The sequence below is a fragment of the Nonomuraea sp. CA-143628 genome (assembly GCF_050942315.1).
In the GTDB taxonomy this organism is placed as follows: Bacteria; Actinomycetota; Actinomycetes; order Streptosporangiales; family Streptosporangiaceae; genus Nonomuraea.
Genome location: NZ_CP192072.1, coordinates 4,035,029 through 4,060,625, shown reverse-complemented (window position 1 = coordinate 4,060,625; position 25,597 = coordinate 4,035,029). Strand labels below are relative to the sequence as shown.

Annotated in this window: 26 protein-coding genes and 1 riboswitch; of the genes, 15 read left to right on the top strand and 11 right to left on the bottom strand. The window is 69.7% G+C overall.

Annotation, left to right across the window (positions count from 1 at the left end; genetic code table 11):
* Entirely contained in the window at positions 1-1,098 is a 1,098-nt protein-coding gene (gene rsgA, locus ACQP2T_RS18810) for a ribosome small subunit-dependent GTPase A (RefSeq protein ID WP_433517405.1), read from the bottom strand.
* Between the two features lie 296 nt (positions 1,099-1,394).
* On the opposite strand from rsgA, the gene ACQP2T_RS18805 reads away from it, so the two are divergent.
* The 3 genes from ACQP2T_RS18805 to ACQP2T_RS18795 all read left to right on the top strand — a co-directional run bounded on the left by ACQP2T_RS18805 (position 1,395) and on the right by ACQP2T_RS18795 (position 4,138).
* Positions 1,395-1,943: a sigma-70 family RNA polymerase sigma factor gene (locus ACQP2T_RS18805; protein WP_357941099.1), complete on the top strand. Its 549-nt coding sequence runs from the start codon at positions 1,395-1,397 to the stop codon at positions 1,941-1,943.
* A complete protein-coding gene (locus ACQP2T_RS18800) occupies positions 1,940-2,662 on the top strand; it encodes an anti-sigma factor family protein (protein WP_433517404.1) in 723 nt (240 codons plus the stop codon). The genes ACQP2T_RS18805 and ACQP2T_RS18800 overlap by 4 nt, the downstream gene beginning before the upstream one ends.
* A 171-nt stretch (positions 2,663-2,833) precedes the next feature.
* Positions 2,834-4,138: a CHRD domain-containing protein gene (locus ACQP2T_RS18795; protein WP_433517403.1), complete on the top strand. Its 1,305-nt coding sequence runs from the start codon at positions 2,834-2,836 to the stop codon at positions 4,136-4,138.
* 286 nt (positions 4,139-4,424) lie between these two features.
* Here ACQP2T_RS18795 and ACQP2T_RS18790 read toward each other — a convergent pair whose 3' ends face one another.
* Positions 4,425-4,715 carry a hypothetical protein gene (locus ACQP2T_RS18790; protein ID WP_433517402.1) on the bottom strand — a complete coding sequence of 97 codons (291 nt, stop codon included), beginning with the start codon at positions 4,713-4,715 and terminating at the stop codon, positions 4,425-4,427.
* Positions 4,716-4,805: 90 nt separating this feature from the next.
* Between ACQP2T_RS18790 and ACQP2T_RS18785 the strand changes: the two genes are divergently transcribed.
* The 3 genes from ACQP2T_RS18785 to ACQP2T_RS18775 all read left to right on the top strand — a co-directional run bounded on the left by ACQP2T_RS18785 (position 4,806) and on the right by ACQP2T_RS18775 (position 7,524).
* A complete protein-coding gene (locus ACQP2T_RS18785) occupies positions 4,806-5,087 on the top strand; it encodes an IclR family transcriptional regulator domain-containing protein (RefSeq protein ID WP_433517401.1) in 282 nt (93 codons plus the stop codon).
* The gene (locus ACQP2T_RS18780; protein WP_433517400.1) at positions 5,084-6,088 is read left to right on the top strand and encodes a serine hydrolase domain-containing protein; all 1,005 of its coding nucleotides are present in this window, start codon (positions 5,084-5,086) and stop codon (positions 6,086-6,088) included. The genes ACQP2T_RS18785 and ACQP2T_RS18780 overlap by 4 nt, the downstream gene beginning before the upstream one ends.
* A 221-nt stretch (positions 6,089-6,309) precedes the next feature.
* Positions 6,310-7,524 (top strand): hypothetical protein, encoded by a 1,215-nt coding sequence (locus ACQP2T_RS18775; protein ID WP_433517399.1) that lies wholly within the window; start codon positions 6,310-6,312, stop codon positions 7,522-7,524.
* A gap of 173 nt (positions 7,525-7,697) precedes the next feature.
* On the opposite strand, the gene glyA is transcribed toward ACQP2T_RS18775, so the two are convergent.
* The 5 genes from glyA to ACQP2T_RS18750 all read right to left on the bottom strand — a co-directional run bounded on the left by glyA (position 7,698) and on the right by ACQP2T_RS18750 (position 12,913).
* Positions 7,698-8,975, bottom strand: coding sequence for a serine hydroxymethyltransferase (gene glyA, locus ACQP2T_RS18770; RefSeq protein WP_433519796.1), 1,278 nt, complete (start codon positions 8,973-8,975; stop codon positions 7,698-7,700).
* Between the two features lies 1 nt (position 8,976).
* A riboswitch (ZMP/ZTP riboswitch) is annotated at positions 8,977-9,058 on the bottom strand.
* A gap of 45 nt (positions 9,059-9,103) precedes the next feature.
* The gene (locus ACQP2T_RS18765) at positions 9,104-10,717 is read right to left on the bottom strand and encodes a protein kinase domain-containing protein (RefSeq protein ID WP_433517398.1); all 1,614 of its coding nucleotides are present in this window, start codon (positions 10,715-10,717) and stop codon (positions 9,104-9,106) included.
* Between the two features lie 15 nt (positions 10,718-10,732).
* Positions 10,733-11,668, bottom strand: coding sequence for a YihY/virulence factor BrkB family protein (locus tag ACQP2T_RS18760; RefSeq protein WP_357642581.1), 936 nt, complete (start codon positions 11,666-11,668; stop codon positions 10,733-10,735).
* A gap of 60 nt (positions 11,669-11,728) precedes the next feature.
* Positions 11,729-12,103 carry a YccF domain-containing protein gene (locus ACQP2T_RS18755; protein ID WP_433517397.1) on the bottom strand — a complete coding sequence of 125 codons (375 nt, stop codon included), beginning with the start codon at positions 12,101-12,103 and terminating at the stop codon, positions 11,729-11,731.
* Positions 12,104-12,136: 33 nt separating this feature from the next.
* Positions 12,137-12,913, bottom strand: coding sequence for a TIGR03084 family metal-binding protein (locus ACQP2T_RS18750; protein WP_433519795.1), 777 nt, complete (start codon positions 12,911-12,913; stop codon positions 12,137-12,139).
* Between the two features lie 242 nt (positions 12,914-13,155).
* Between ACQP2T_RS18750 and ACQP2T_RS18745 the strand changes: the two genes are divergently transcribed.
* The 5 genes from ACQP2T_RS18745 (at position 13,156) to ACQP2T_RS18725 (ending at position 16,758) form a co-directional block, all read left to right on the top strand.
* On the top strand, positions 13,156-13,239 hold the full coding sequence (locus ACQP2T_RS18745; RefSeq protein WP_311132608.1) for a putative leader peptide: 84 nt from the start codon (positions 13,156-13,158) through the stop codon (positions 13,237-13,239).
* Positions 13,240-13,347: 108 nt separating this feature from the next.
* A complete protein-coding gene (locus ACQP2T_RS18740) occupies positions 13,348-15,021 on the top strand; it encodes a nitrite/sulfite reductase (RefSeq protein WP_433517396.1) in 1,674 nt (557 codons plus the stop codon).
* Entirely contained in the window at positions 15,018-15,188 is a 171-nt protein-coding gene (locus tag ACQP2T_RS18735) for an Insertion element protein (RefSeq protein ID WP_357941086.1), read from the top strand. The genes ACQP2T_RS18740 and ACQP2T_RS18735 overlap by 4 nt, the downstream gene beginning before the upstream one ends.
* Complete coding sequence (locus ACQP2T_RS18730) at positions 15,185-15,913, top strand: phosphoadenylyl-sulfate reductase (protein ID WP_357941085.1); 729 nt, start codon at positions 15,185-15,187, stop codon at positions 15,911-15,913. Before ACQP2T_RS18735 ends, ACQP2T_RS18730 begins: the two co-directional genes overlap by 4 nt.
* An 8-nt stretch (positions 15,914-15,921) precedes the next feature.
* Positions 15,922-16,758: a sirohydrochlorin chelatase gene (locus ACQP2T_RS18725; RefSeq protein ID WP_433519794.1), complete on the top strand. Its 837-nt coding sequence runs from the start codon at positions 15,922-15,924 to the stop codon at positions 16,756-16,758.
* A gap of 55 nt (positions 16,759-16,813) precedes the next feature.
* Here ACQP2T_RS18725 and ACQP2T_RS18720 read toward each other — a convergent pair whose 3' ends face one another.
* The gene (locus tag ACQP2T_RS18720) at positions 16,814-17,518 is read right to left on the bottom strand and encodes a DUF1707 SHOCT-like domain-containing protein (protein ID WP_433517395.1); all 705 of its coding nucleotides are present in this window, start codon (positions 17,516-17,518) and stop codon (positions 16,814-16,816) included.
* A gap of 128 nt (positions 17,519-17,646) precedes the next feature.
* Between ACQP2T_RS18720 and ACQP2T_RS18715 the strand changes: the two genes are divergently transcribed.
* Positions 17,647-18,993, top strand: coding sequence for an ankyrin repeat domain-containing protein (locus ACQP2T_RS18715; protein WP_433517394.1), 1,347 nt, complete (start codon positions 17,647-17,649; stop codon positions 18,991-18,993).
* An 84-nt stretch (positions 18,994-19,077) separates the two neighbouring features.
* On the opposite strand, the gene ACQP2T_RS18710 is transcribed toward ACQP2T_RS18715, so the two are convergent.
* Together ACQP2T_RS18710 and ACQP2T_RS18705 are read right to left on the bottom strand one after the other, a co-directional pair.
* Entirely contained in the window at positions 19,078-19,974 is an 897-nt protein-coding gene (locus ACQP2T_RS18710; RefSeq protein WP_433517393.1) for a maleylpyruvate isomerase family mycothiol-dependent enzyme, read from the bottom strand.
* On the bottom strand, positions 19,974-20,531 hold the full coding sequence (locus ACQP2T_RS18705; RefSeq protein WP_358548938.1) for a sigma-70 family RNA polymerase sigma factor: 558 nt from the start codon (positions 20,529-20,531) through the stop codon (positions 19,974-19,976). Before ACQP2T_RS18705 ends, ACQP2T_RS18710 begins: the two co-directional genes overlap by 1 nt.
* Before the next feature lie 153 nt (positions 20,532-20,684).
* Here ACQP2T_RS18705 and ACQP2T_RS18700 point away from each other — a divergent pair, with 153 nt between their 5' ends.
* The 3 genes from ACQP2T_RS18700 to ACQP2T_RS18690 all read left to right on the top strand — a co-directional run bounded on the left by ACQP2T_RS18700 (position 20,685) and on the right by ACQP2T_RS18690 (position 25,022).
* A complete protein-coding gene (locus tag ACQP2T_RS18700; protein ID WP_433517392.1) occupies positions 20,685-21,110 on the top strand; it encodes an OsmC family protein in 426 nt (141 codons plus the stop codon).
* A 33-nt stretch (positions 21,111-21,143) separates the two neighbouring features.
* On the top strand, positions 21,144-23,249 hold the full coding sequence (gene glgX / locus ACQP2T_RS18695) for a glycogen debranching protein GlgX (protein ID WP_433517391.1): 2,106 nt from the start codon (positions 21,144-21,146) through the stop codon (positions 23,247-23,249).
* Positions 23,250-23,684: 435 nt separating this feature from the next.
* Entirely contained in the window at positions 23,685-25,022 is a 1,338-nt protein-coding gene (locus ACQP2T_RS18690) for a phage tail sheath family protein (RefSeq protein WP_433517390.1), read from the top strand.
* Between the two features lie 151 nt (positions 25,023-25,173).
* Here the strand turns inward: ACQP2T_RS18690 and ACQP2T_RS18685 are convergent, their stop codons facing one another.
* Positions 25,174-25,578 (bottom strand): hypothetical protein, encoded by a 405-nt coding sequence (locus ACQP2T_RS18685; RefSeq protein WP_433517389.1) that lies wholly within the window; start codon positions 25,576-25,578, stop codon positions 25,174-25,176.
* Positions 25,579-25,597: the final 19 nt, after the last annotated feature.

Here is a 25,597-nt window from a genome sequence, read left to right as displayed (position 1 = left end):
TCAGGGCCGGTTTCTGCCCGTCCGCCGCATTTCCTTGTGGATGATCTTCCACTTGTTCGTCTGCTCCTTGCGGAGCCGCGCGTCGGTGCGCGAGGCCATCCAGGCGGCCTCGCGCTGGAGCTTGCGCCAGCTGATCAGCCGCCGCTCGGGCAGCTCGCCGCTCTCCAGAGCGGCGAGCACCGCGCAGCCGGGCTCGCTCTCGTGGCCGCAGTCGTCGAACCGGCAGCCGGCCGCCAGCTCCTCGATGTCGGAGAAGACGAGGTCGACGCCCTCGCTCATCTCGTAGAGGCCGACGCGGCGGATGCCCGGCGTGTCGATGACGAGGCCGCCGCCGGGCAGCGGGATCAGCTCCCGGTGCACGGTGGTGTGGCGGCCCCGGCCGTCGGCGGCGCGCACCTGCTGGGTCTCCATCGCCTCGCCGTCCGCCATGGCGTTGACGAGCGTGGACTTGCCGGCGCCCGACGGGCCGAGCACGACGGCCGTACGCGAGCCATCGAGATAGCCGCGTACGAGCTCGACGCCGGCGCCGAGCAGCGAGGAGACGGCGTGCACGTCGACGCCCGGCGCGGCGACGCGCACGTCGGCGAGCAGGTCGTCGAGGCCGCGTTCGAACAGGTCGGACTTGGTGACGAGCACGACCGGCGTGCCGCCCGACTCCCAGGCCAGCGCGACGAGCCGTTCGATGCGGCCCAGGTCGGCGAAGTCCGTGGCGTGCATGGACGGCTCCGCGACGAAGACGATGTCGATGTTGGCCGCGAGCACCTGGCCCTGGCCGTCGCCCGACAGGCCGCCGCGCGAGTCGCGGCTGACGCCGCCCCTGACGAAGGCGCTGCTTCTCGGCAGGACCGCGTCGAGCTCGTAGCGGCCCTCTGGGAGCTCCTTGAGCCCGACCCAGTCTCCGACGCAGGGCAGCGCCACCGGGTCGTCAGCGGACGCCCTGCGGACGCGCGCGCCGTACTTGACGTGATGCTGCCCATCGGCGGCGATCACTTCGGCCGCGCCGCGATCGACCCGGGACACCCGGGCGGGCACGGTGTGTAGTGGTAGCTCGGCGGCGCGGGATTCGGTCCAGCCGAGCGGGAAGAGCGTGGAGAACAACGGAGTGACACCTTTGTGGTCGAGAAGGACCCGGGTGACCTCTAAGCGGGCCCCCGGAGGATGACAAACGGCATGCCGAACAGAACAACCCGCATGCTCGCCACCTCCTCACTCGAGTTCTCGGTGCAGCTGGGAAGTGACTCTACGCATCCCTCCTGGGACTTCGCAACGACTTTCTTCCCGATCTATTGAACCGCGCCAGGGAATCTGTCCGTACTTCCTGCCGACTGCACTTTGAAAGGGGAATGATGCGAGTCAGCACGTGTCCCCCGCCCTCGGCCGAGGGAGCCGCCCCCATGGGCAAACCACGCTCACGCCACCGGATGAGGCGAGTACGTCCGGATGACGAAGTGGTCGTCTCCACTCTCTACCGGGAGTACCACCGGCCGCTGCTGGCCTTCGTGATCCGGCTGACGGCGGGCGATCGGCAATGGGCCGAGGACGTCGTGCAGGAGACCATGATCCGCGCCTGGCGTAGTTCCGAGCAGCTCGATCCGGACTCGGCTTCGCTCATGCCCTGGCTAGCCACCGTCGCACGCCGTATCGTGATCGATGACCGGCGGCGCAAGGAAGCCCGCCCGCCGGAATCAGGCGACGGCCCGCTGGAGAGCATGCCCGTGCCGGACGAGATGGAGGGCCTGCTGCACCAGGTGGTCGTATCCGAGGCGCTGATGGCGTTATCCCCGGCCCACCGCGAGATCCTCAACGAGACGATCTTGCGAGACCGGTCGGTCAACGATGCCGCGATAGCGCTCGGCATCCCCGTTGGCACAGTTAAGTCCCGGGTTTACTACGCGGTCCGCGCGTTGCGCGTCGCACTGCAGGAGAGAGGGGTGACGGCGTGAACAGAGTCGAACATACGGACGTGGGCGCCTACTCCCTCGGCCTGCTGGACGAGGACGACAGATTAGCCTTCGAAGCGCACCTCTCCCTCTGCCCGTCATGTCGGGCGGAGCTGTCAGAGCTGGCCGGAGTGGCCAGTGTCCTGACGGGGATCGGGCCGGTGCGAGAAGAGCCCCCTCCTCCCGATTACGGGCAGGCCGATGTCATCGACCTGCTCCGGCGCAAGAAGGCGCAGGACCGGCGGTCGAGGCGGGGCACATTCGTGATCGGGCTGGCGGCCTCGGTCACGCTGGTGGCCGGCGGCCTCGCGGTCGGCACCCAGCTCGGGGGCGGCGACGCGGCGACGCCCGTGGCGGCGGGCCATCCCACGCAGCATCTGGGTCCGGCCGAGCAGTTCTACGCCGACGGCACGCCCATTGAGGGCGTCGGCGCCGACGGCGTGACCGGCGGGCTGGTGCTGGAGTCCAAGGGCTGGGGCACGCACGCCGCGCTCAAGCTCTCGGGGGTGAAGGGCCCGCTCGAATGCGAGCTGATCTCGGTGTCCAAGACGGGCCAGAAGCGGATCATGACGGGCTGGTCGGTGCCGCCCGCCGGATACGGCGTGCCCGGGTCGCCCGATCCGCTCTACATGCACGGCGGCAGCCCGTGGAAGCTCCAGGACATCGATCATTTCGAGGTGGTCACCACGACCGGTAAGACTTTACTTACCGTAAGAGCCTGAATCCCCCTCGGACTCACCTCCCAGAAGCCCTTCCACCGCAGGTGGGAGGGCTTTTTTGCGCCCACTTCCCTATGTGTAAATTTACGGATTCCACGGTTGAACCACTTCGGGCCGGGGTCGCGTACTGCTTGCCGTACCAACCCCAATGACAATCCTTGAAGAGGTTTCATCATGTCGATTCGCACCCTCGCCCTGTCCGGGGCGCTGCTCGCCACCGGCCTTCTCGCTCCGGTCACCGCTGCTCAGGCGACTGTCTCGGCCTCCGGTGACGACGTGTATCTCGCCGCCGGCCTGCGCGGCGCCAACGAGGTAGGCGTCAAGGGTGACGCCGATGGCCGGTCGACCGTCGTCATCAAGATCAGCGGTAACGAGGTCACCTTCGCGGCTCGCTGGAACAAGATCGACTCACCTACCGCCGGGCACATCCACCAGGCCGCCAAGGGCGCCAACGGCGACGTCAAGCTCGAGTTCTTCACCAAGCCGCTGCCCAAGTCCGTGCTCGGCGTGACCGGCACGGTCACCGCCGACCCGGCGCTGGTCAAGGCGCTGATCGACGACCCGGGCGGCTTCTACGCCAACCTGCACGACGCCGCTCACCCCAAGGGCGCGGTCCGCGGCCAGTTCCACCGGCTGAACAAGCCGATCGACCTCAACGGCGTCCTGCAGGGCAGCAACCAGGCCACGCTCTCCGCCCGCGCCGACGGCACCAAGGAAGTGCCCGCGAACGACGGCAAGAAGCGCGGTGACCAGGACGGCCAGGCCACCTGGTGGCTGCGCCCGACCGGCTCGGTCATCGGCTACACCGCCTTCTGGACCGGGCTCGCCCCGGTGACCAACGGGCACATCCACAAGGGCGCGAGCGGCAAGAACGGCGACGTGGTCGCCGACCTGTTCGCCGACGCCGCGGGCCTGCCGTCGAACCTGACGGGTGTCGCGGGTGAGGCCAAGGTCGCCGCGCCGGTCGTCAAGCGCATCGCCGCCAACCCCGGCCGGTACTACACCAACCTGCACACCACGGAGTTCAACGGCGGCGCGGTGCGCGGCCAGCTGTCCGGCGACCCGTTCGACCACCCCCGCGCGGTCACCGCCGAGGTGCTGAAGGGCGCCCAGATCTACGCCTGCACCCAGCAGCCCGGCGCCGCAGCTCCGGCCTTCACCCAGTACGGCGTGGCGGCCAAGCTGCGGCGCGGCATCGACCACTCCTTCGTGACCCCCGCCGCGGGACCGCCGCAGTGGGTCGCCCCAGACGGCAGCGCGGTGCGCGGAGCGGTCGTCACCAAGACCCCCAACGGTGACGGCAACATCCCCGAGCTGGTCCTGGACGCCACCCAGTCCGGCAAGAACACCGGCCTGCTGGCTCACGCCACCACGATCCTGCGCCTCAACACCGAGGGCGGCGTGGCCCCCGCGGGCACCTGCACGGTCGGCGCCCAGACCCAGGTCGACTACAAGGCCGACTACCTCTTCCTGGGCTGATCACTCCTGGGAATAAGACCAACTGAAGAGCAGGTCCGCGCGGGCGATTCGGTCCCGCCGGCGAGGACCGCCCCCGGCCGGTAGCGGCGCCACCCGCCACCGGCCACCGCCTCCGGGGACCTCCGGCCCGTCCCCGAAGGCACCCGACGCCCCGCCGTAACCCTCCGTACGGCGGGGCGTCCTCATGCCCGGACCTCATGCCCGGACCTCAGCCCCGGACCTCAGCCCTGGACCTCAGCCCTGGACCTCACCTCCGGACTTCAGCCCTGGACCTCACCCCCGGACCTCAGCCCCGGTCGGCGGCGGCTTCGCCGTGAAGGAGCTGGTCCGACGACCTGTCCAGCGGAGCCCTGGGCGGCCAGCGGCGGCCGGTCGTCCGCGCGCTCCTCGCGGGCGACCGGGCAGCGGGTGCACCCCGACGGCGGATCCGCCGGAGAGGGCGCGCGCTGCCCGACTCGCCGACGACGACCGGCGTCTGCCCCTCCTCGACCGACAGCGACACCCCGTTGACCGGCTTGATCGTGCCCGCGTCCAAGCGGAACTCGGCGTGCAGATCATTGATCTCCAGCACGCTCATACGGGCTCTCCCTGGAAGACCCTCAGGAGCACGCTCATACCGGCCCTCCCCGGAAGACCCTCACTAGTTTCGGCCGGGTCGGCCCGGACCGTGCCCTCCGGAGGCGGCGCGGCCGCCACGATCGTGGACCCGGAGCTGCTGGAAGATCTGGAGGCGGTACGCTCGCGTGGCTACGCGATCGACGAGGAGGAGAACGAGGCCAACGTGCGCTGCGTCGGGGCGGTGGTCCGCGACGCGAGTGGGACGGCGGTGGGCGCGGTGAGCGTCGCGGGCCTCACGCTCAGCCTGAGTCAGGACGACATACCGCTGCTGGGACCGCTGGTGGTGGCCGCCGCCGCCCGTGTGCCGGCGGCGATCGGGAGGAACGTATGACGGACGTGCTCGCGCGGGCCCGCGCCCTCGGGGAATTCTCGGGCGCGGCCTGGGCCTACGGCAGGTCGAGCGGCCCGGTTTCGCGTGGCCGCCTCGGCACGCTGGCGTGGAACGGCGACCCGGTCAGTGACGACACCCTGTGGGACCTGGCCTCGCTCACCAAGCCGATCGTCGGGCTGGCCGTCATGGCGCTGGTCGAGTCGGGCGAACTGACCCTGGACGATCCCATCGCGCTGCACCTGCCGGAGTACGCCTCGACCGACAAGTCCGGCATCACCGTTTTCGAGCTGCTGACGCACACCTCGCGCATCCCCGGGCAGCAGCCGCTCTACCGCGACCACCCGACCCGCGACGAACTGCTCGCCGCGGTGGCCCGGCTGCCGTTGCGCCCGTCGCCGGGTGTCGAGTACAGCTCCCAGGGGTTCATGATCCTCGGCATGATCGCCGAACGGGCCGCCCGGACACCGCTCGACCAGCTGGTACGGGAGCGGGTGACCGGGCCCGTCGGCATGGACGAGACCCGCTTCCTGCTGCCCGAGGCCGACCTTCGGCGTGCGGCCGCCACCGAGGACTGCCCGTGGCGCGGCCGGATCGTCCAGGGGACCGTGCACGACGAGAACGCCGAGGTGCTGGGCGGGGTGGCCGGGCACGCTGGGCTGTTCGGCACGCTGGACGACCTTACGCGGCTGGGCCGGGCGCTGTGCCGGGGCGGCGGCTTTGTGGCTGCCCGGACGCTCGAGGTGATGACCCGGACGCGGACCGGAGGCAGGGCGCTGGCCTGGGAGGGGTGGCAGCGGCCCGGCTGCAGCGGGGGTGATCTGCTGAGCCCGGCGGCGTATGGGCACACCGGGTTCACGGGAACGAGCCTGTGGGTGGATCCGGAACTGGACATGTTCGTGGTGCTGCTGACCAACCGGGTGCACCCCAGCCGGGGGTCGGACGCGATCAACCGGATCCGCCGCGCCTTCCACAACATGGCCGTCGCGGAGGCGCTGGGATGACCGGCGGCGCGGACGGTTTCGAGACCAGCGGTTTCGGAATCGGCGGTGCGGGCGTGGGCGACTCCGGGAACGACGGTTTAGCGATCGGCATCGCGGGGGCGGTCGGTTCTGGGATCGGCGGTTCCGGGATCGGCGTATCCCGGGTCGGCGGTTCCGGGGTAGGCGTATCCGGGGTAGGCGTATCCGGGGTAGGCGTATCCGGGGTCGGTGGTGCCCTTCGGGTGGTCGGTTCGTCGGCGGCTGTGCGGCTGGTTCCGGGAGACGGCGGGCTGGTGCTGGAGCCGACCCGGGAACGGCCCGGGGATCTCTGGATCGGGCCTGGCTGGGTGGACCTGCACGCCCACGTCTACGACGGGATGACGGTGATCAGCGTGCCCCCGGACCGCGTCGGCCTGGACCAGGGCGTGCACGTGGTCGCCGACGCGGGCAGCGCGGGCCAGGCCACGATCGACGGTCTGGCCCGCTATGTCGTCCCGGCCGCCGAGACCGAGATACGCGCCTGGGTGAACATCGGCTCATACGGCCTCGTCCACCTGCGCGAAACCGCCGACCCGAGTTTCATCGACGTGGACGCCACGCTGGCCGCCATCGAACGGCACCGGGGCCTGGTGTGCGGCGTGAAGGTCCGCTCCAGCGGCATGGTCGTGGGCGCGATGGGGCTGCAGCCGCTCCAGCTCGGCCGGCTCGTCGCCCGGCAGGCGGGCCTGCCTCTGCTGGTGCACATCGGCGAGGTGCCGCCGCTGATCGAGGACGTGCTCGACCTGCTCGACGAGGGCGACGTGATCACCCACTGCTACCACGGCAAGACCGGCCATCCGTGGCGGCCCGACGGCACCCCTACCCCCGCGCTGGCCCGCGCGCTCGACCGGGGCGTACTGCTGGACGTGGGTCACGGCGTGGCCAGCTTTAGCTTCGAGGTCGCCGAACGCGCGATCGCCGCCGGTTTCCCACCGCACTCGATCAGCACCGACATCCACGTACGCAACATCGGCGGCCCCGTCCACGACCTGGCCACCACGATCACCAAGCTCGTGGCCTGCGGCCTGCCACTGGAGAACGCGATCACGGCGGTGACGGACGCACCACGCCGCGTCCTCCGCATGGACTCGCCGGACACGGAATGGCTGGCGGACGACGGCGCGATACGGCACGCCACGGTGTTCCGGCTGGCCGAGACGGCCACGGGGTCCCGTCCAGACGGAGAGGCCGGGGCGATCCGGCCGGTCGCAGAGACCACAAAGTCCCGACCAGCCGAGGAGGCCACGGCGTCCCGGTCAACCGGAGAGGCCACGGAGTTCCGGCCAGCCGGGGAGATGGAGCGGGTCTACGTGGATTCTCGCGGAACCCACCGCAAGCCCACTCAGCATGTTCTCCCGGTGGCCACCATCCGGGAGGGACGCCTCCGGCCGACCGCATCCACGCCACCGGCCGACTGAACGCACGTAACGGCGCCCGGCCCTGTGCGGGCTCAGCGGCCGTTTTCCTGGAGGCCCTCAGCCATGTGCGGCGGGTAGCGGTGGGTGCGGCTTGCCGTAACGGATGAAAGCGGTTCACCCGAAAAGACAAGCCGAGCCCTCAGCCACGTATGCCGGTGCCGTAACGAGAAATCTCAGGAGAGACCCGGCGCCGGGAACTGCGCGGTCAGCTCGCTGACCTCGTGATGCACCCGGCTGATGACGTGCTCGGCGTCGCCCTTGGCCAGGGCGGTGACGACCTCGTCCATCCACGCGCCGATCTGCCGCATCTCGCCCGGCCCCATCCCCCGGGAGGTGACAGAGGGGGTGCCGATGCGGATGCCGCTCGGGTCGAACGGCTTGCGGGTGTCGAACGGGACCGTGTTGTAGTTGGTCTCCAGGCCCGCGCGGTCGAGCGCCTGGGCGGCGGGCTTGCCGCCGATGCCCTTGGGCGTGAGGTCGAGCAGGATGAGGTGGTTGTCGGTGCCGCCCGAGACCAGGTCGAAGCCGCGGCTCGACAGCTCCTCGGCCAGCGCCTTCGCGTTGGTCACCACCTGGTGCGCGTAGGCCTTGAAGTCGTCGGTGGACGCCTCGTGCAGGGCCACGGCGATGGCGGCGGTGGTGTGGTTGTGCGGGCCGCCCTGCAGGCCGGGGAAGACGGCCTTGTTGAGCGCGGTCGCGTGCTCGTCGGTGGTGGCCATGAGCATGGCGCCGCGCGGGCCGCGCAGCGTCTTGTGCGTGGTCGTGGAGATCACGTCGGCGTGGCCCACCGGAGAGGGGTGCGCGCCGCCCGCGACGAGGCCGGCGATGTGCGCGATGTCGGCGGCGAGTACGGCGCCCACCTCGCGGGCGATGGACGCGAAGCCCTCGAAGTCGATCGTGCGCGGGATGGCCGTGCCGCCGCAGAAGATCAGCTTCGGCCGGTGCTCCAGCGCCAGCGCCCTGACCTCGTCGAGGTCGATGCGGCCGGTGTCCTGGCGCACGCCGTAGCGGACCGGGTTGAACCACTTGCCGGTGGCCGAGACCGACCAGCCGTGCGTGAGGTGACCGCCGAACGGCAGGCCCATGCCCATCACGGTGTCGCCCGGCTGCAGGAAGGCCATGTAGATGGCCAGGTTGGCGGGCGAGCCAGAGTAGGGCTGGACGTTGGCGTGGTTGACGCCGAACAGCGCCTTGGCCCGCTCGTTGGCCAGGGTCTCGACCTGGTCGATGACCTGCTGGCCCTCGTAGTAGCGCTTGCCGGGGTAGCCCTCGGAGTATTTGTTGGTCAGGACGGTGCCCGTGGCCTCCAGAACGGCCTTGGACACGTAGTTCTCCGACGCGATGAGCTTGACCGTGTCGGCCTGACGGCGCTCCTCCGCCTTGATGAGCTCGGCGATCTGCGGGTCTACGCTTGTGAGAGAACTCATGACTCTCCTGTCATCGTTGACAATGTGCGAAGACCCAGGCGCACGGCCTTCTGCCCTTCCGCTCCCTGGTGGTTCGCCCCACCTAACGCGCCAGTCGCGACGTTCTAGACGATAGCGGATCGGGCAGGGGGGACCGGGCACGGATCAGGTGATCAGGCAGATGAGAGGGCCACGTTCTTGATCGTTCCGAGCGGCCCGAGGTTGACGTCCACGTGCTCCGCGTCCTGGGGCACACCCTCGAAGACCGCCCAGAGCTGAAGCTGCATACCGCCCCCGAACGAGGCCGTGGGGACCTCGGCGCACTGACAGGCGTTGTCCTTCCTGGCCGGGTACAACGGCTTGCCCACGCCGGGAGGGACGATGCTGATCCTCGACACGGTGTTGTCGAAGGTGTTCGCGCCGAATCTGTCGTACAGGGGCGCGTTGTTCTTGCCGACGTTCTTGACCGTCCACTGCAGGCGGGCCGTGGTGCCCTGGCGCACGAGGGAGTCGATGCGCACCTGGAAGGTGGTGTCCAGGGCGTCGAGCGTGCGGGTGACGGCGGGGGTGCCCGGCTCGGCGGGGCGCTCCTGCCACGGGCGCAGAACGGCGAGTGTGGCGCCCACGCCGAAGACGGCCGCGAGCGCGGCGGCGGCGACCGGGCCCAGCCAACGGCTCCGCCCGGAAGCCCGCCTCCCGGCGAGCGGTCCTTCGCCCGCCGCGGCGGGCGGCCCTTCACCAGCCCCAGCGGACGAGCCTTCCAGCGCTCCAGCGGGCGGGCCTTCAAAGACTCCAGCGGACGGCCCTTTGACCGCCCCGGCGGACGAACCCGCCACCATCCCAGCGGACGGGCCTTCGAACCGACTGTCGGGCCGCGTGGGGCCGGGCGTGGTGGCCGACGACGGGGTGGCTGACGACGGAGTGGCGATAGGTGGGGTGGGGGCGAGTGGGGTCCAGGTGTCTGAGACCAGTCTGGTGGCGGCGGCGACCGGCACCTCGGTGCGGCCGAGCAGCCGGTCCAGGAGCTGCTGCGCGGTCGGCCGCCGCACCGGGTCCTTGTCCAGCGCCCGCTCGACCAGCGGCCTGATCCGCTCGTCCAGCCCGTCGAGCACCGGCGCGTGGTTGATCACCCGGTAGACGACCTCGGCGACCCCGCCGGACCCGAACGGCGGCCGGCCGATGCCCGCGTACGCCACCAAAGCAGCCCACGAGAAGATGTCGCTCGCCGAGGTCACCTGCTCGCCCTTGGCCTGCTCGGGCGACATGTACGCGGGCGTCCCCATGCTCTGGGCGATCGTGACGGGCGCTCCCCCGGCGTCGGCGAGCTGGGCGATGCCGAAGTCGATGACCCGCGGCCCGACCGCGCTGAGCAGCACGTTGGACGGCTTCAGATCGCGGTGCACGACCCCGGCCTGGTGGATGGCGGCCAGCGCGGTGGCCACGCCGACGGCCAGCGCCTCCAGGTTCGACCCGGTCAGCGGCCCCTGCCGGACGACCACGCCGGACAGGTCGGGGCCCTCGACGTATTCGGTGACCAGATAGGCGGTCCCGCCCTCGAACCCCGCGTCGAGCACGGGGGCGGTGCAGAACCTGGCGACCCTTCTCGCGGCCTCGGCTTCCTTGCCGAACCTGCGCCTGAACTCCTCACGGGCGGCCAGCTCGGGCCGCATCATCTTCAGCGCGACGCGCCTGCCGGTGGGGTCCTCCGCGAGGTAGACGAACCCCATGCCACCCTCGCCCAGCTTCCTGACGAGCGTGTAGGGACCGACTCTCCGCTGTGCGTCCACCGGGGGGATTATTCCCTATTTGGTACGACTGGCGCCGGGCCAGAGCCGATCGACCTCGGCGTTCAGGATGGCCCCGATCAGCACGGCGAGAGCGGTGATGTAGAGCCAGAGCAGCAGCGCGATGGGCGCGGCCAGCGAGCCGTAGACGGACACGGGCGAGAACCACGCCGCGAGCACGGCCCGCAGCACGGCGGCACAGACGATCCACAGGAACAGCGCGAGGATCGCCCCCGGCAGCTCCCGGTACCACTTCGTCCGGACCGGCACGCTCACGTGGTAGAGCACGGTCAGGAAGAGCACCGAGCCGATGACCACCACCGGCCAGTACAGCAGGTCGACGAGGACGCCGTACTCCCCCGGCAGCGCGTCCTTGAGCAGCGTCGGCCCGATGACCAGCACCGGCATCACGATGATCCCGATGACCAGCCCGATCACGTAGAGCCCGAACGACATCAGCCGGGTCCTGATGATGCCGCGTTCCTCGCCGAGCCCGTAGGAGACGGAGATGAGGTCCACGTAGACGTACAGCGCCCGCGAGCCCGACCACAGCGACAACAGGAAGCCCACCGAGATGATCGACACCTTGCTGGCGTCGTCGCTGAGGACGTCGGTGATGAGCGGGTTGACCACCTTGTGCACCGCGTCGTCGGTGAACAGCAGCCCGGCCTGGTCGATCACCCAGGTCTTCACCTGCACGACGACCTGGGGCCCCAGCCAGGTGCCGAGCTTGGCCAGTACCCCGATCAGTCCCAGCACGAACGGCGGGAGGGACAGCAGCGCGAAGAAGGCCGCCTCGCCCGCGAGGCCCGTGACGCGGTAAGTGACTCCCGCGTTGGTGGTCGCGCGGACGGTCGCCCACGAATTCGTGTCGAGCACCCAGTTCAGCCTGGCACGGGCGTTGGAGGCGAGCCGCCTCCTCATCGACCGGCTAGGCGCATCGGTGGACGTCATGGCACCCAACGGTTATTAGCAGTGACTCTTCGGGACAGCTTACGTCCCCCGGGCACTGCCCTAGTCGACGTCGACGATGCGCGCACCCAGCGGGAGCAGCGAAACCGGGATGAGCTTGAGGTTCGCGATGCCCAGAGGGATGCCGATGACCGAGATGAACAACGGGATCGAGGTGAGCACGTGCCCGATCGCCAGCCAGATGCCCGCGAAGACGAGCCAGATGATGTTGCCGATCGTGGAGAGCGCCCCCGCGTCGGGGTCGCGCACGACGGTCCGGCCGAACGGCCAGAGCGCGTAGGCCGCGATCCTGAACGAGGCGATGCCGAACGGGATCGTGACGATCAGGACGCAGCAGATGACGCCGGCGATCGCGTAGCCGATGGCCAGCCAGACACCGGCGAAGATCAGCCAGATGACGTTCAGGATTGTCCGCATGCTTACAGCATGTCACCGGGGCCGCCTCTCAAATCATCGGGAATGCCCCTGGCCTTTCCCTGATCGACCCTTACCGGGAGGTCCGGCGAACGCCTGCGCTATCTCCATCCAGGCACGGGCCGTCTCGCCGGTGATCTCCAGGTCGGTGTCGTCGCGGTGGACGCGCTGGGTGACGAGCAGGCAGAAGTCCAGCATCGGCCCGCGGACCGCGTCGGCGGTCTCCTCCGGCCCCGCCGCCCATGGCGTCCCGTCGGGCATGGTCAGCTCCACGCGCACCGGCCGCGCCGGAAGGGGCAGATTCCGTACGGCGAAACCGTAGGGCATGGCCCTGAACCCGATCATCGCCACGTGCCGCAGCCTTGGAGTGGGCTCCCTGGTGACGCCGAGCGCGTCCGCCACGTCCTGGCCGTGCGCCCACGTCTCCATCAGCCGGGCGGTGACGAAGGAGGCGGCCGACATGTCGGGGCCGTACCAGGGCAGCCGGTCACGGGCCGACAGCCCGGTGAACGCCTTGATGCTGCGGGCGCGCGCCGTACGGAACCAGTCGAGTAGTTCGTCGGGGGCGAGCCCGCGGAACTCCGCGGCCAGGTCGTCGGTGGAGGTGAAGTGCGCCGCCGCCGTACGGAAGACGTCGGGATCGGTCACGGCGGTGCGCGCGGCCTCGTCGAACCAGGCCAGATGGCTCACCTGGTCACGCACCGCCCATCCCTCGGCGGGTGTGCCGAGCTCCCAGTCTCCGGCTCCCAGGGGCCGTAACAGCTCGTCGAGTGACGCGGTCTCCGCACGCAGGTCGCTCAGCAACTCGCCCATGAGGTCCACGGGCGCCAGCCTAACCGAACAACGTTCTACGAGGAATAATGCAAGGGTGATCTGCGAGAAGTGCAAGGAGAAGCGCCACGAGGAGTGTCGCGGCGGATCCTGGTGCGATTGCCAGCACCAGCAGGCGGAGAAGCCGGCCGAGTCGGACCTGGACTGGCCCCGTCAGGGGTGAAGAGCGTCCACAGTTTGGACCCAGTCTTGGACATACCGGATACCTAGCGTATCTTCGAACTATGCCAGCGGACCCCATGCTTGTCGGTCGACGACACGTCGATCTTCAGCGTGTCCGCAGTGCCATCTGTTGCGACGCCCGTTAACCCACCCGTTTTCTCCGTTGCGCGCGTCGCAAATCTCCTCCTTCACCCCTGCCCTCAATGATGAGGCGGGAGGAAGCCTGCGCGCGCCCATGAACCGAAGGACGCGCAATGAGCACCCCTGCCAGCCGGCATCACAAACGCCCGCGCGGCGAAGGCCAGTGGGCTCTCGGTTACCGGGAGCCGCTGAACAAGAATGAAGAGAACAAGAAGAACGACGACGGCCTCAACGTCCGCCAGCGCATCATCGACATCTACTCCAAGCGTGGTTTCGACTCGATCGACCCGGCCGACCTGCGCGGCCGGATGCGCTGGTACGGCCTCTACACCCAGCGCAAGCCCGGGATCGACGGCGGCAAGACCGCGATCCTGGAGCCCGAGGAGCTGGACGACCGCTACTTCATGCTGCGGGTGCGCATCGACGGCGGTCAGCTGAGCATCCCGCAGTTGCGGGTCATCGCCGAGATCTCCAACGAGTACGGCCGGGGCACCGCCGACCTGACGGACCGGCAGAACGTCCAGCTGCACTGGATCGAGATCGAGTCGGTGCCCGACATCTGGGCGCGGCTCGAAGCCGTCGGGCTGTCGACCACCGAGGCGTGCGGCGACACGCCGCGCGTCATCCTGGGCTGCCCGCTGGCCGGGATCGACACCGACGAGGTGCTGGACGCGACCGACGAGATCCACGTGCTGAACGAGCGGTTCATCGGCGACCCGGCCTACTCCAACCTGCCGCGCAAGTTCAAGTCGGCGCTGAGCGGGTGCCCGTCGCACTGCACGGTGCACGAGATCAACGACGTGGCATTCGTGGGTGTCGAGCTGCCCAGTGGGGAGAAGGGCTACGACCTGTGGGTCGGCGGCGGACTGTCCACCAATCCGATGTTCGCCAAGCGGCTCGGGGTGTTCGTCCGGCCCGAGCGGGTGGCCGACGTCTGGGCCGGAGTGATCGGGATATTTCGTGATTACGGATATCGGCGGCTGCGGCACCGCGCGCGGATCAAGTTCCTGGTCAACGACTGGGGCGTGGAGAAGTTCCGGGAAGTCCTGGAGACCGAATACCTCAAGGAGGCGCTGCCCGACGGGCCCGCGCCCCAGGCGCCCCGTGGCTCCCGCCGCGACCACGTCGGGGTCTACCCGCAGAAGGACGGCAACTTCTACGTGGGCTTCGCGCCCAAGGTCGGCCGCCTCGACGGCGACAAGCTGCACGTGATCGCCGACCTCGCCGAGCGCCACGGCTCCGGCCGCGTCCGCACCACGGTCGAGCAGAAGATGGTCATCCTCGACGTCGCGCCGGACCAGGTCGACTCCCTGGTCGCCGAGCTGGAGGCGAACGACCTCCAGGTCAACCCGTCGACGTTCCGCCGCCAGACGATGGCCTGCACCGGCATCGAGTACTGCAAGCTGGCCATCGTCGAGACCAAGGCCACCGCCGCCAACCTCATCGACGAGCTGGAGCGGCGCCTGCCCGACTTCGCCGAGCCGCTCACCATCAACGTCAACGGCTGCCCCAACTCCTGCGCGCGCATCCAGGTCGCCGACATCGGTCTCAAGGGCCAGCTCGTCGTGGACGAGCACGGGGAGCAGGTCGAGGGCTACCAGATCCACCTGGGCGGCTCGATGGGCGTCAACCCCGGCTTCGGCAGGAAGGTACGCGGCCTCAAGACCACCGCCGAGGCCCTGCCCGACTATGTCGAGCGGGTCGTGACGCACTACGACGCCCAGAAGAAGGAAGGCGAGGCCTTCGCCGACTGGGTGCAGCGAGCGGACGAGGCGGACCTGCGATGACCACGCGAGCCGTCCCCTTCCACTGCCCCTACTGCGGCGACGAGGACCTCGAGCCCTACGAGGGCGATCCCGAAGCCCCCGACTCCGCGGCGCACGGCGGCTGGTACTGCCGGTCCTGCGCCCGCGCCTTCAAGCTGAAGTTTCTTGGAATCGGAGTGAAGATATGACACTCGTCGACATCGAGGTCGGTTTAAGAGAGCAACGCGGCGCGCTCGACCTGCAGGACATCGTCGAGTCCGCCGCGGTCTTCCTGGAGGACGCCTCCGCCCGCGAGATCATCCGGTGGGCGGCGGCGACGTTCGGCGACCGGCTGTGCCTGACCTCCTCGATGAGCGACGCGCTGCTCATCGACCTGGTCAGCCGGGTCAAGCCCGGGGTGGACGTGTTGTTCATCGACACCGGGTTCCATTTCGCCGAGACGATCGGCACCCGTGACGCGGTCCAGCAGGTCTATGACGTCAATGTGATCAATGTGCAGCCGTCGCGCACGGTGGAGGAGCAGGAACGCGAGCTCGGGCCGCGCCTGTTCGGCCGCAATCCCGACCTGTGCTGCTACCTGCGCAAGGTGGAGCCGCTCAACCGGGCGCTCGAACCGTACCTGGCGTGGATCTCGGGCATCCGCCGCGACGAGGCGAGCACCCGCGCCGAGACCAAGGTCGTGGAGTGGGACGCCAAGCGGCAGATGGTCAAGGTCAACCCGATCGCCAAGTGGACCCAGGACGAGGTCGACAACTACATGGCCGACAACGGGGTGCTGATCAACCCGTTGCACTACGACAACTACCCCTCGATCGGCTGCGCCCCCTGCACCCGGCAGGTCGCGGAGGGCGAGGACCCGCGCAGCGGCCGCTGGGCGGGGCTGGGGAAGGTCGAATGCGGCATTCACCTGTAACCCCCAGCATGTGGCCCGTCCCGTTGGCAGACGGGACGGGCCAGGACATCCCACTGGTCGCGGTGGCGCACGGGTCTCGCGATCCGCGCGCCGCCGCGACCGTGGAAGCCCTGCTCGACGAGGTACGGCTGGCGCGGCCCGGACTTCCGGTGCGCACGGCGTACCTCGACCACGCGACCCCGTCCCTGGGGCAGGCGCTGAGCGGGCTGGACGCGGCTGTTGTGCTGCCGCTGCTGCTCACCGAGGCCTACCACAGCCGGGTGGACCTTCCCTCGGCGCTCAACGAGGCCAGGGCGCGTGACCCTCGGCTGCGCGTGCGCTATGGCGCGACGCTGGGACCGCACCCGCTGCTGCTGATGACGCTGGAACGGCGGCTGGCTGAGGCGGGAGTGGTGATCGGAGATCCGGATACGGCGGTCGTGCTGGTGTCGGCCGGGTCCAGCGATCGGCGGGCCAACGGCGTGGTCGCGCGGATGGCCCGCGACTGGGGGCGTCCGGCGTTCGCAGGGGCGGCCTCGGGCCTCAGCCTCGGCTCGGGCTTCAGCGGTGGCTCAGGTGTGGAAGGGCGAGGGTGGTGGGCGGTGACGGCGGCGTACGCGTCGGCGGCCGAGCCGACGCCCGCGCAGGCGGTGACACTCCTCCGCGAGGCGGGCGCGCCCCGGGTGGCCGTCGCGCCGTACCTGCTGGCGCCCGGCTATTTCGCCGACAAGGTGCGGCGCAGCACCCTTGAGGCGGGCGCCGACGTGGTCGCCGACGTGCTCGGCCCGGCTCCCGAACTGGCCGAGGTCCTCCTGGAGCGCTACGCCACCGCGGCCCGCGCCCCGGCCGGTGCGGCGGCCTCGTAGGCGTCCGGGCCCAACCCCGATAGGGGCGTTCTACGGTGGCAGTCGATCGAGCGCGTCAGTAGCCCCGGCGCAGAGCGCGGCGCATGCTGCGGTCGGCGTCGCGAAGCTGTCTGCGCATGCTGTGCCACTCGTCGCCGTGCAGTTGGCGCCACTGCTCGCGCCATGCCGCCAGGCCGCGCCGCAGCGGCTGTGCTTTGGAGTCGCCGATCACCTTGACGTCGCCCATGATCGCGTACGCGTGCACCCGGATGACCGGTGCGTTGGTGCCGGGCGCCGCCTCCAGGACGTCGACCCGCTTGTCGCCCATGATGGCCATGCCGTCGAGGTCCACGTTGACGCCGTCGGGGACGATGATCTTCACATCGCCCATCACCGAGACGGCCATGATGTCGACCATGTTCGTACGGACCTCGGCCTCACGCAGGTCGAGCACCACATCGCCCATGACGGCGACCGCCCCCAGCTCCTGGTCGATCCGCCAGGTGCCGCGCCGCTTGGAGTCGCCCATGACGCCGACGAACCAGCGCCGCTTGCGCGTGGGCCCCTCCTGATGGACCGGTGACACGGGCACGGCGCCCGAGGCGGGCAGGTCCTGGACGAGCATGGCCAGCTCGGCGTGCGTGGAGGCGGTGTAGGCGGCCTCCGTGCGGTCGGTCAGCTCGACGAGCGTCAGCCGCCCGTCGACCGAGGCGACGCGGAGCTGCTCCACGACGGCTTCACGTTCGGCGTCCGAGGCCCTAACCTCGCCAGGGTCAGTCATACTCGCAACATATCGCGTTTCGCGGCGATCGGGATCCTCCCGGAGAAGGAACAGTCATACTCCGAAGTGCTCACCACGCTTCCGAGAGGCTGACACGGCCGGAGCCCGATCCAAGCTAGGGTCCAGTCATGCATGAGGAACAGCTCTACCGGGCCGCGTTGAACGGCGAGTCGGAGAAGGTGAGCGAGCTGCTCGCCGGTGGCACCGACCCCAACCAGGCCAGCGCGGGCGACGAAGACGGGCTGCCGCTCTGCGCGGCGGCCGCCTGGGACCGGGCCGAGGTCGCGGGCCTGCTGCTGGCCGCCGGGGCCGACGTCAACGGCCGGGAGAGCGGCGGCTGGACCGCGCTGCTCTGGGCCGCGGCCAAGGGGCACGCCGAGACGGCCGAATTGCTCATCGAGGCGGGGGCCGAGATCGACGCCGCCAACGACGTCGGCGACACGCCGCTCACGCTGGCGGCCAGGCGCGGCGCCCTGGGCGTCGTACGCCTGCTGCTGGACAGCGGAGCCGACGCCGGCAAGTACGACGGAGACGGCGACACCCCGCACGAGATCGCCGTCGACTGGGTGGGCGTGCATCTGGAGAGCGCGCTGCTCGACCAGATCGGCCAGGACGACTGGGAGTACGTCGTGGCGCGCCAGTTCGCCAAGGACGGCACCGAGCTCGTCACCGTGGCCGGGCGCTCCCCCGACGGCGAGCAGACCGAGCAGGTGCAGGCGCAGCGCGGCCACGCCGCCATCGCGACGCTGCTGGAGGACGTCACCGGCGTCCACGCCCCGGCCGACCAGCTCGTGGCGCGGGCCCTGGCGCACCGCGACACCGACGAGGACGCCGAGACGTGGTGGATCGTCGCCGATTCGCTGGGCAAGCGGGCCGACGACGAGACGTACGAGGTGCTGGCCGGGCTGTGCGTGAGCGAGGACGCCAGGGAGCGGGAGTTCGGCGTCGACGCGATCGCCCAGTTCGGGTTCGCCGACGACGACAAGCCCTACCTTGAGCAGACGCTGCCGCTGCTGCAGAAGATGGCCACCACCGAGGGCAACGCGCAGGTCCTCCGCTCGGTGCTGGCCGCGCTCGGTCACCAGGCCGACCCCCGGGCGCTGCCGCAGGTGCTCGACATCATCGGCCGTCCTGATCACCGGCGCACCATGACCGACGCGATCGCGCTGGCCGACGTGCTGCCGCCGGACCACGAGGAGGGGCTGGAGCTGCTGATCGGCATGACACGGGACGACGAGGCGGAGGTCCGCGACTGGGCCACCGCCGGGCTGGCCTCGCTCAAGGCCGACACGCCGCGGATCCGCGAGGCACTCGCCGACCGCCTCGACGACGCCGACTTCCGTACGGTGGCGGAGGCCACGCGCGGGCTCGCCGAGCGGGGCGACCCGCGGGCCGAGCAGGGCGCCAAGCGCGTGCTGGCGGAGAGCGACGACGAGTACGCCAGGGACCTGGTCACACAGACCCAGCCACAGTAGGCACGTGTCACGGATTTGACACCGCGGATCCTAGAGACGTGGTGACACCGACCCGGCCCTGACCGCCTGCGGAGAAGCGGGCGTTCAGGGGCCCGAAAGGGCCGGGGCGGTGTTGAGGACGTCGTGAGCCAGGGCGAGGTCGCCTTCGAGGTCGGCGGGGAAGGACCCCGGGTCGCCCCGCCCGCCCAGCAGGAAGCAGAACCCCACCACGTCCGCCGTGATGTGCGCGTCCGGGACGCCGCCACCGCCGGCGGCGTCCGTAACGCCCAGCGGAACGTGCCACTCCCCGCCTCCCGGCCCGGTCAGCGTGAGCTGGAGCGTGCGCCCGCTGCCGTCCAGGCCGGACAGGAGCATCGTCCACGGCAGCAGCCGCGCGCACAGGTCGGCCGTCGGGTGGATGTGCTCGGGGATCGGGTCGGGCAGCCGGAGGCCGCCGGTGCGGGCGGCGTCGTCGGCGTGCACCCACGTCTCCAGGCACCGGGCCAGGATGTGGTCGGACACCGGCGCGTCGAGGCCGTCGAGGTGCGCGGCGGTGCCGGGGTCGAGGTCGGCCAGGTGGCGGCAGAGGGCGTCGGCCTGGGCGCGCCAGTCGCGCCTGGTCTGTTCGGGGCTGCGGGCCCGCTCGTAGTTCTGGACGTCGGCGGTACGGCTGAGCGAGTCGTTCGCGCCGATGGCCGGGCCCAGCACGGGAGCGCCGACCGAGGCCGCCAGCAGGCCGTCCTTGGCGGCGAGGTGGGCGACGAGTTCCTGGAGCGTCCAGCCCTCAATGATGACTCGTGACCAGTCGTCCTCCACTGCGGAGGCGAGCAGCGCGTCCATGGCGGCGACACGCCCGGCGTACGGCTGCGCCCAGGGGGCGGTGGGCGCGGCGGGCCGGCGCCGGGCCCTGGCCCCGGCCAGGAGCTGGGGCCGCAGGGAGCGTTCCGGTACGGCCGGGTCCTCCATCAGCGCGTCCAGGTAGAGACGCTCGACGGGCTCCATCACACCTCTTCCTCTGCCAGCGCGTCTGCCAGGCGGCGCAGCGCCAGCCGGATCCGCGACTTGGCCGTGCCCTCGGGCACGCCCAGCTCCTCGCCCACCTGGCGGTATGTCCGCCCACCGTAGTAGGCCAGTTCGACCGCTTCCCGCAGGCCGTCGGGTAACGCCGTCACCGCCTGCCGTACCCGCTTGGCCTCGTCGGCCGCGAGCACGTTGTCCTCCAGCCTGGCGGGCTCGGGCTCGTACAGGCGGGGGCCCAGCGCGGAGACGCGCCTGCGCTCCTCGGCCCGTACGTGGTCGACCGCGCGGCGATGGGCGATCGTGGCGAGCCACGCGCGCAGGGTGCCACGATCTGGGTCGTAGGCCAGCGGCCGTTCCCAGAAGACCAGGAACACCTCCTGCGTGATGTCCTCGGCGATCACCCGGTCCCTGGTGACACGCAGGGCGAGACCGAAGATCAGCGAGGAGAGCCGATCGTAGACCTCCCCGAGCGCGGCCTCGTCGCCGCCGACCACCCGCTGATGCAGCAGGCGGTCGTCGTACGGTGCCTCCACTGGCACCACACTCCCGTGATCCGGACCAAGGCGGCGGGTGCGCCGCGACCCGAGCATGTCATTAATTCGCCGGAAAAGCGCACACGGATGACCGAGCCGCAGAACTTTGTCGGGCGCGCGATAGGGTCTGAATTCCTACGACCAGAGGGAGCTACCACTATGGCCACCACTCGCACCGCCACCACTGAGTGGAAGGGCGCGCTGCTCGACGGGTCGGGCACGGTGTCGCTGGACACCTCGGGTGTCGGCACGTTCGAGGTCACCTGGGCGTCCAGGTCCCAGGACGCCGGCGGCAAGACCTCGCCTGAGGAGCTCATCGCGGCCGCTCACTCCTCCTGCTTCTCGATGGCGCTCTCGCACGGCCTCGCCGGCGCCGGCACGCCGCCGGAGTCGCTCCAGACCAGCGCTGACGTGACGTTCCAGCCTGGTGAGGGCATCACCGGGATCGTCCTGACCGTGAAGGGGCAGGTGCCCGGCATCACGGCCGAGCAGTTCCAGGAGGCGGCGGAAACCGCGAAGGCGAATTGCCCGGTGAGCAAGGCGTTGACGGGCACGACGATCAGCCTCAACGCCGAACTCCTCTAGCGGGACCGCGATCGCGTGCGACAATTGGGTCACATGCGCGAGGTCTGGCCGGGCGAGCCCTATCCACTTGGCGGCACCTGGGACGGCGTGGGCACCAGCTTCTCACTGTTCTCCGAGGTGGCCGAGCGAGTCGAGCTATGCCTCTTTCACGATGACGGCTCAGAAGAACGCGTAGATCTGCCGGAAGTCGATGGATTCGTCTGGCACGGTTACCTGCCGGGCATCGCGCCGGGGCAGCGCTACGGCTATCGGGTGCACGGCCCGTACGAGCCGTCGCACGGGCACCGGTGCAACCCGGCGAAGCTCGTCCTCGATCCCTACGCCAAGGCGATCGACGGTGATCTGACGTGGAACGAAGCGCTGTTCCCGTACCACTTCACCGATCCGACGCGGCTCAACACGGCCGACAGCGCGCCCTTCATGCCGAAAAATGTGGTCATCAACCCGTTCTTCGAATGGGGCAACGACCGGCCGCCGCGCACCCCGTACCACGAGACCGTGATCTACGAGGCGCACGTGCGGGGGCTCACCATGCGCCACCCGGCGGTGCCCGAGGAGCAGCGCGGCACGTACGCGGGCGTGGGGCACCCGGCGATCATCGACCATCTGCTCTCGCTCGGGGTGACGGCGATCGAGTTGATGCCGGTGCACCAGTACATGCCCGAGCACTTCCTGGTGGCGCGGGGGCTGACCAACTACTGGGGCTACAACACGATGGCCTACCTGGCCCCCCACGGCCGCTACAGCAGCACGGGCACGCGGGGCGAGCAGGTGCTGGAGTTCAAGGCCATGGTGCGGGCGCTGCACGAGGCGGGCATCGAGGTCATCCTCGACGTGGTCTACAACCACACGGCCGAGGGCGACCACATGGGGCCCACGCTGGGGTTCAGGGGGATCGACAACTCGGCCTACTACCGGCTGCACGACGGTGACCGGCGCTACTACCTCGACTACACCGGCTGCGGCAACTCGCTGAACGTCCGGTCGCCGCACGCGCTCCAGCTCATCATGGACTCCCTGCGTTACTGGGTGCTGGAGATGCACGTCGACGGGTTCCGGTTCGACCTGGCGGCGGCGCTGGCGCGGGAGCTGCACGACGTCGACCGGCTGAGCGCCTTCTTCGATCTGATCCAGCAGGATCCGGTCATCTCGCAGGTCAAGCTGATCGCGGAGCCGTGGGACGTCGGCCCCGGCGGCTACCAGGTCGGAAATTTCCCGCCCTTGTGGACGGAGTGGAACGGGAAATACCGCGACATAGTGCGAGATTTCTGGCGCGGCACCCACTCGGCGCTCCCCGAGTTCGCCTCCCGCCTGACCGGCTCCGCCGACCTCTACGCCTCCTCGGGCCGCCGACCTGTCGCCTCCATCAACTTCGTGACCTGCCACGACGGCTTCACCCTCACGGACCTGGTGTCGTACGACCGCAAGCACAACGAGGCCAACAGCGAGGACAACCGCGACGGCACCGACGACAACCGCTCCTGGAACAGCGGCGCCGAGGGGCCTGTCGAGGACCCCGAGATCGTCCGCCTCCGCCACCGCCAGCGCCGCAACTTCCTGACGACGCTGTTCCTGTCGCAAGGGGTGCCGATGCTCTCCCACGGCGACGAGCTCGGTCGCACGCAGCGGGGCAACAACAACGCCTACTGCCAGGACAACGAGCTCGCCTGGATCGACTGGTCGCAGATCCACACCGAGTCCGACCTGCTGGACTTCGTCCGCAAGCTGTCGCGGCTTCGGCGCGAGCACCCGGTCTTCCAGCGCCGCCGCTTCTTCCACGGCCGCCACCCGGACGACGGCCGCCGCGACCTGGTGTGGCTCACGCCGGGCGGCACGGAGATGACGGCCGGAGACTGGCACATCGGCTACGCCAAGTCGCTGATGGTCTACCTCAACGGCGAGGCGATCACGGAGCCCGGGACACGGGGTGAGCGGATCGTGGACGACTCGTTCCTGTTGCTGATCAACGCCCACCATGAGGACATGACGTTCACACTGCCGGGCGGGGAATTCGGCGACCACTGGCTGCCGATCCTCGACACCGACGACAAGGGGGTTTGTGACGGTGAATACGCCCCCTCCTCCCAGGTGACGGTGACCGCCCGCAGCATGCAGGTGCTCCAGCGTCCGCTTTCATAGGATTTCCTTTACGGCAGGCACGGTGGGCCCCACCCGCCGTACGGGGCCGGCGTCTGTCCAGGGGGACGCTCCTCCGGTGGAGATGGCCGGGCGCCGTGACGAGACGGTGAGACCGGGGTGTCGGTTTCCGAAGTCGTCTGCACGGATGCGCGAAGTGGCCTGCACGCCCGCAGCGCGCGGATGAAAGGCGGCACCGCGAGCAAGGGCAGCCGATTGATCCGAGTTGGCGATCTTCTCTCGGAATGACCATTTGCGAGACCAGGTGTGCCCAACCCCAAGGTACTAAAGATGGCTTTCGTAGCAGAGTGTTAATATGTCATTGCATTGGGTAACGTAATGTCGATCATCCAGCCACGCGCCGCCAGCACTGATCAGTAGCCGCGACGAAACACCTGACGATCGCCTACACGCTGGCCCACCGAAGGAGCAGCACCGATGGACACGAGGCCTCCGGGTGTCTTCGTCACCGAGCGGTCCAGCGGCGTACGCATGATCGTGGGGGCGGGCACGTCGACCCCTGCGTTCCTCGGATACACCGAGGCGCCGCGCAACGATGCCGAGGAACGGTCGACCTCCCCGTTCGACGCGAGTGAACGCGTCGTTCCGCAACTGATTCACGGCTGGCAGGAGTTCGCCGACCGCTACAGCATCACCGAGTCGGGCAACGAACTGGCCGCCCTGTTGGAGAAGCAGAGCAACGACCAAAACCTGACTGCCGCGGAACTCAAGCGGATCCAGGTGCTCCAGCGGTGCTTCACGCTGGCTGAGGCGATCTACGGGTTCTTCGCCAATGGCGGCACGTCCTGCTACGTGGTCGGGTTCCTCACCCCGGACCGAGCCGTGACCGACGAGGCACTCGCCGGCGACACCGACCAGCGTACGGGGCTGGGTGGGCTGGAAACGATCCCCAACGTGACCATGGTCGCGGTGCCTAGCCTCTGGGACATGACCGTGGACGCCACCGAGAGCGCGACGCCGCCACAACCGGACCTGCCGACCGGCAAGGAACTCATCGACAAGGTGCTCGCCCACTGCACCAAGCAGCGCAACAGGGTCGCGCTGGTCGACGCGCCGCCCGACCAGTCCGTCGACACGCTCGAGCAATTCGTCGACACGCTCGCCTCACCCGACACCGACGAGGCGGCCTTCACGGCCCTCTACTACCCGTGGGTCAAGGTCGCGGGAGTCGACGGCGTGTCACGGACGGTACCGCCGTCGGGCCACCTGGCCGGGGTCTGGGCCCGCACGGACGCCGAGAGAGGCGTGTTCAAGGCACCGGCCAACCAGAGCCTGCGCGGCGTCCTCGAATTCCCCACCGCTCTCACCGATGAGCAGCACGGGGACCTCAACGCCAAAGGCGTCAACTGCCTGCGCGCCTTCCCCGACCGGGGCCTGCTGGTATGGGGTGCTCGGACACGCTCCAGCAGCCGCGACTGGCGCTACCTCAACGTACGGCGCCTGGTCTCGTTCCTCTCCGACTCCATCCAGCAGTCCACCATATGGGCGATGTTCGAGCCGAACGACGACCAGCTGTGGGCAACACTCCGACACGCGGTCACCAGCTTCCTGACCGACCAGTGGCGGCTGGGAGCGCTCGTGGGGCGCACACCCGAGGAAGCGTTCTACGTGATCTGCGACAGCACGAACAACACACCGTCGACGATCGACACCGGTCAGGTGGTGTGCGACATCGGCATCGCACCCGTGCGACCCGCCGAATTCGTCCAGTTCACCATCACCCAGCTCGCCGGCCAGTCCGCTGGGAGTAGCTGAGGCCGCCGCGTCCGCCGCCATATCCCGCGTACACCCCGGAATATGGCGGCGGTTGAGAACCACGCTCGGTGTTTCATAGGCGTGCGGCCGTCTGGATATAGGCCATGTCGGTCTCCTTCCACCGAACCTGGCGACCGCGCCATGGCGGTCCTCAGAGCAGGCCCGCGACGCTCGCCGTGAGGATGACCAGGACGAACGTGGCCACGCCCGCCAAACCGTGCAGGAGCACCGCGAGGAGCGGGAAGCGCCGTTCCGCACCCCGTGCGTGACGGCCGGCGCCCAGCCAGCGGGTGAACATCACGAAGCCCAGCAGGGCCGCCGCCGCCAGGACCCCGAACGCCGTCCATGCCAGCGCGCGGTTGCCCGTGAGCAGAAAGGCCACCCAGCAGGCCAGCGCCGACACCCCCAGCAGCGGATGGGAGAAGATCAGCGTCACTGGGAAACGCGTGACCTTCGCCGCCTGTTGCCGCAGCCCACCTCCCGACAGCCACAGGTAGAGCAGGTAGATCCCCACGAGCGCGGTGAACAGCCATGTCACAGCGGTGACCAACCCCACTGGGCCCTCCCTCAAGTGC

Coding starts and splice junctions, on each gene's coding strand:
- glgX (WP_433517391.1), top strand. CDS start 21,144: ATGCGCGAGGTCTGGCCGGGCGAGCCCTATCCACTTGGCGGCACCTGG.
- ACQP2T_RS18700 (WP_433517392.1), top strand. CDS start 20,685: ATGGCCACCACTCGCACCGCCACCACTGAGTGGAAGGGCGCGCTGCTC.
- ACQP2T_RS18790 (WP_433517402.1), bottom strand. CDS start 4,715: ATGAGCGTGCTGGAGATCAATGATCTGCACGCCGAGTTCCGCTTGGAC.
- ACQP2T_RS18715 (WP_433517394.1), top strand. CDS start 17,647: ATGCATGAGGAACAGCTCTACCGGGCCGCGTTGAACGGCGAGTCGGAG.
- ACQP2T_RS18720 (WP_433517395.1), bottom strand. CDS start 17,518: ATGACTGACCCTGGCGAGGTTAGGGCCTCGGACGCCGAACGTGAAGCC.
- ACQP2T_RS18750 (WP_433519795.1), bottom strand. CDS start 12,913: ATGGGCGAGTTGCTGAGCGACCTGCGTGCGGAGACCGCGTCACTCGAC.
- ACQP2T_RS18690 (WP_433517390.1), top strand. CDS start 23,685: ATGGACACGAGGCCTCCGGGTGTCTTCGTCACCGAGCGGTCCAGCGGC.
- ACQP2T_RS18805 (WP_357941099.1), top strand. CDS start 1,395: ATGGGCAAACCACGCTCACGCCACCGGATGAGGCGAGTACGTCCGGAT.
- ACQP2T_RS18730 (WP_357941085.1), top strand. CDS start 15,185: ATGACACTCGTCGACATCGAGGTCGGTTTAAGAGAGCAACGCGGCGCG.
- ACQP2T_RS18740 (WP_433517396.1), top strand. CDS start 13,348: ATGAGCACCCCTGCCAGCCGGCATCACAAACGCCCGCGCGGCGAAGGC.
- ACQP2T_RS18780 (WP_433517400.1), top strand. CDS start 5,084: ATGACGGACGTGCTCGCGCGGGCCCGCGCCCTCGGGGAATTCTCGGGC.
- ACQP2T_RS18735 (WP_357941086.1), top strand. CDS start 15,018: ATGACCACGCGAGCCGTCCCCTTCCACTGCCCCTACTGCGGCGACGAG.
- ACQP2T_RS18760 (WP_357642581.1), bottom strand. CDS start 11,668: ATGACGTCCACCGATGCGCCTAGCCGGTCGATGAGGAGGCGGCTCGCC.
- ACQP2T_RS18725 (WP_433519794.1), top strand. CDS start 15,922: ATGTGGCCCGTCCCGTTGGCAGACGGGACGGGCCAGGACATCCCACTG.
- ACQP2T_RS18755 (WP_433517397.1), bottom strand. CDS start 12,103: ATGCGGACAATCCTGAACGTCATCTGGCTGATCTTCGCCGGTGTCTGG.
- ACQP2T_RS18795 (WP_433517403.1), top strand. CDS start 2,834: ATGTCGATTCGCACCCTCGCCCTGTCCGGGGCGCTGCTCGCCACCGGC.
- ACQP2T_RS18710 (WP_433517393.1), bottom strand. CDS start 19,974: ATGGAGCCCGTCGAGCGTCTCTACCTGGACGCGCTGATGGAGGACCCG.
- ACQP2T_RS18745 (WP_311132608.1), top strand. CDS start 13,156: ATGCCAGCGGACCCCATGCTTGTCGGTCGACGACACGTCGATCTTCAG.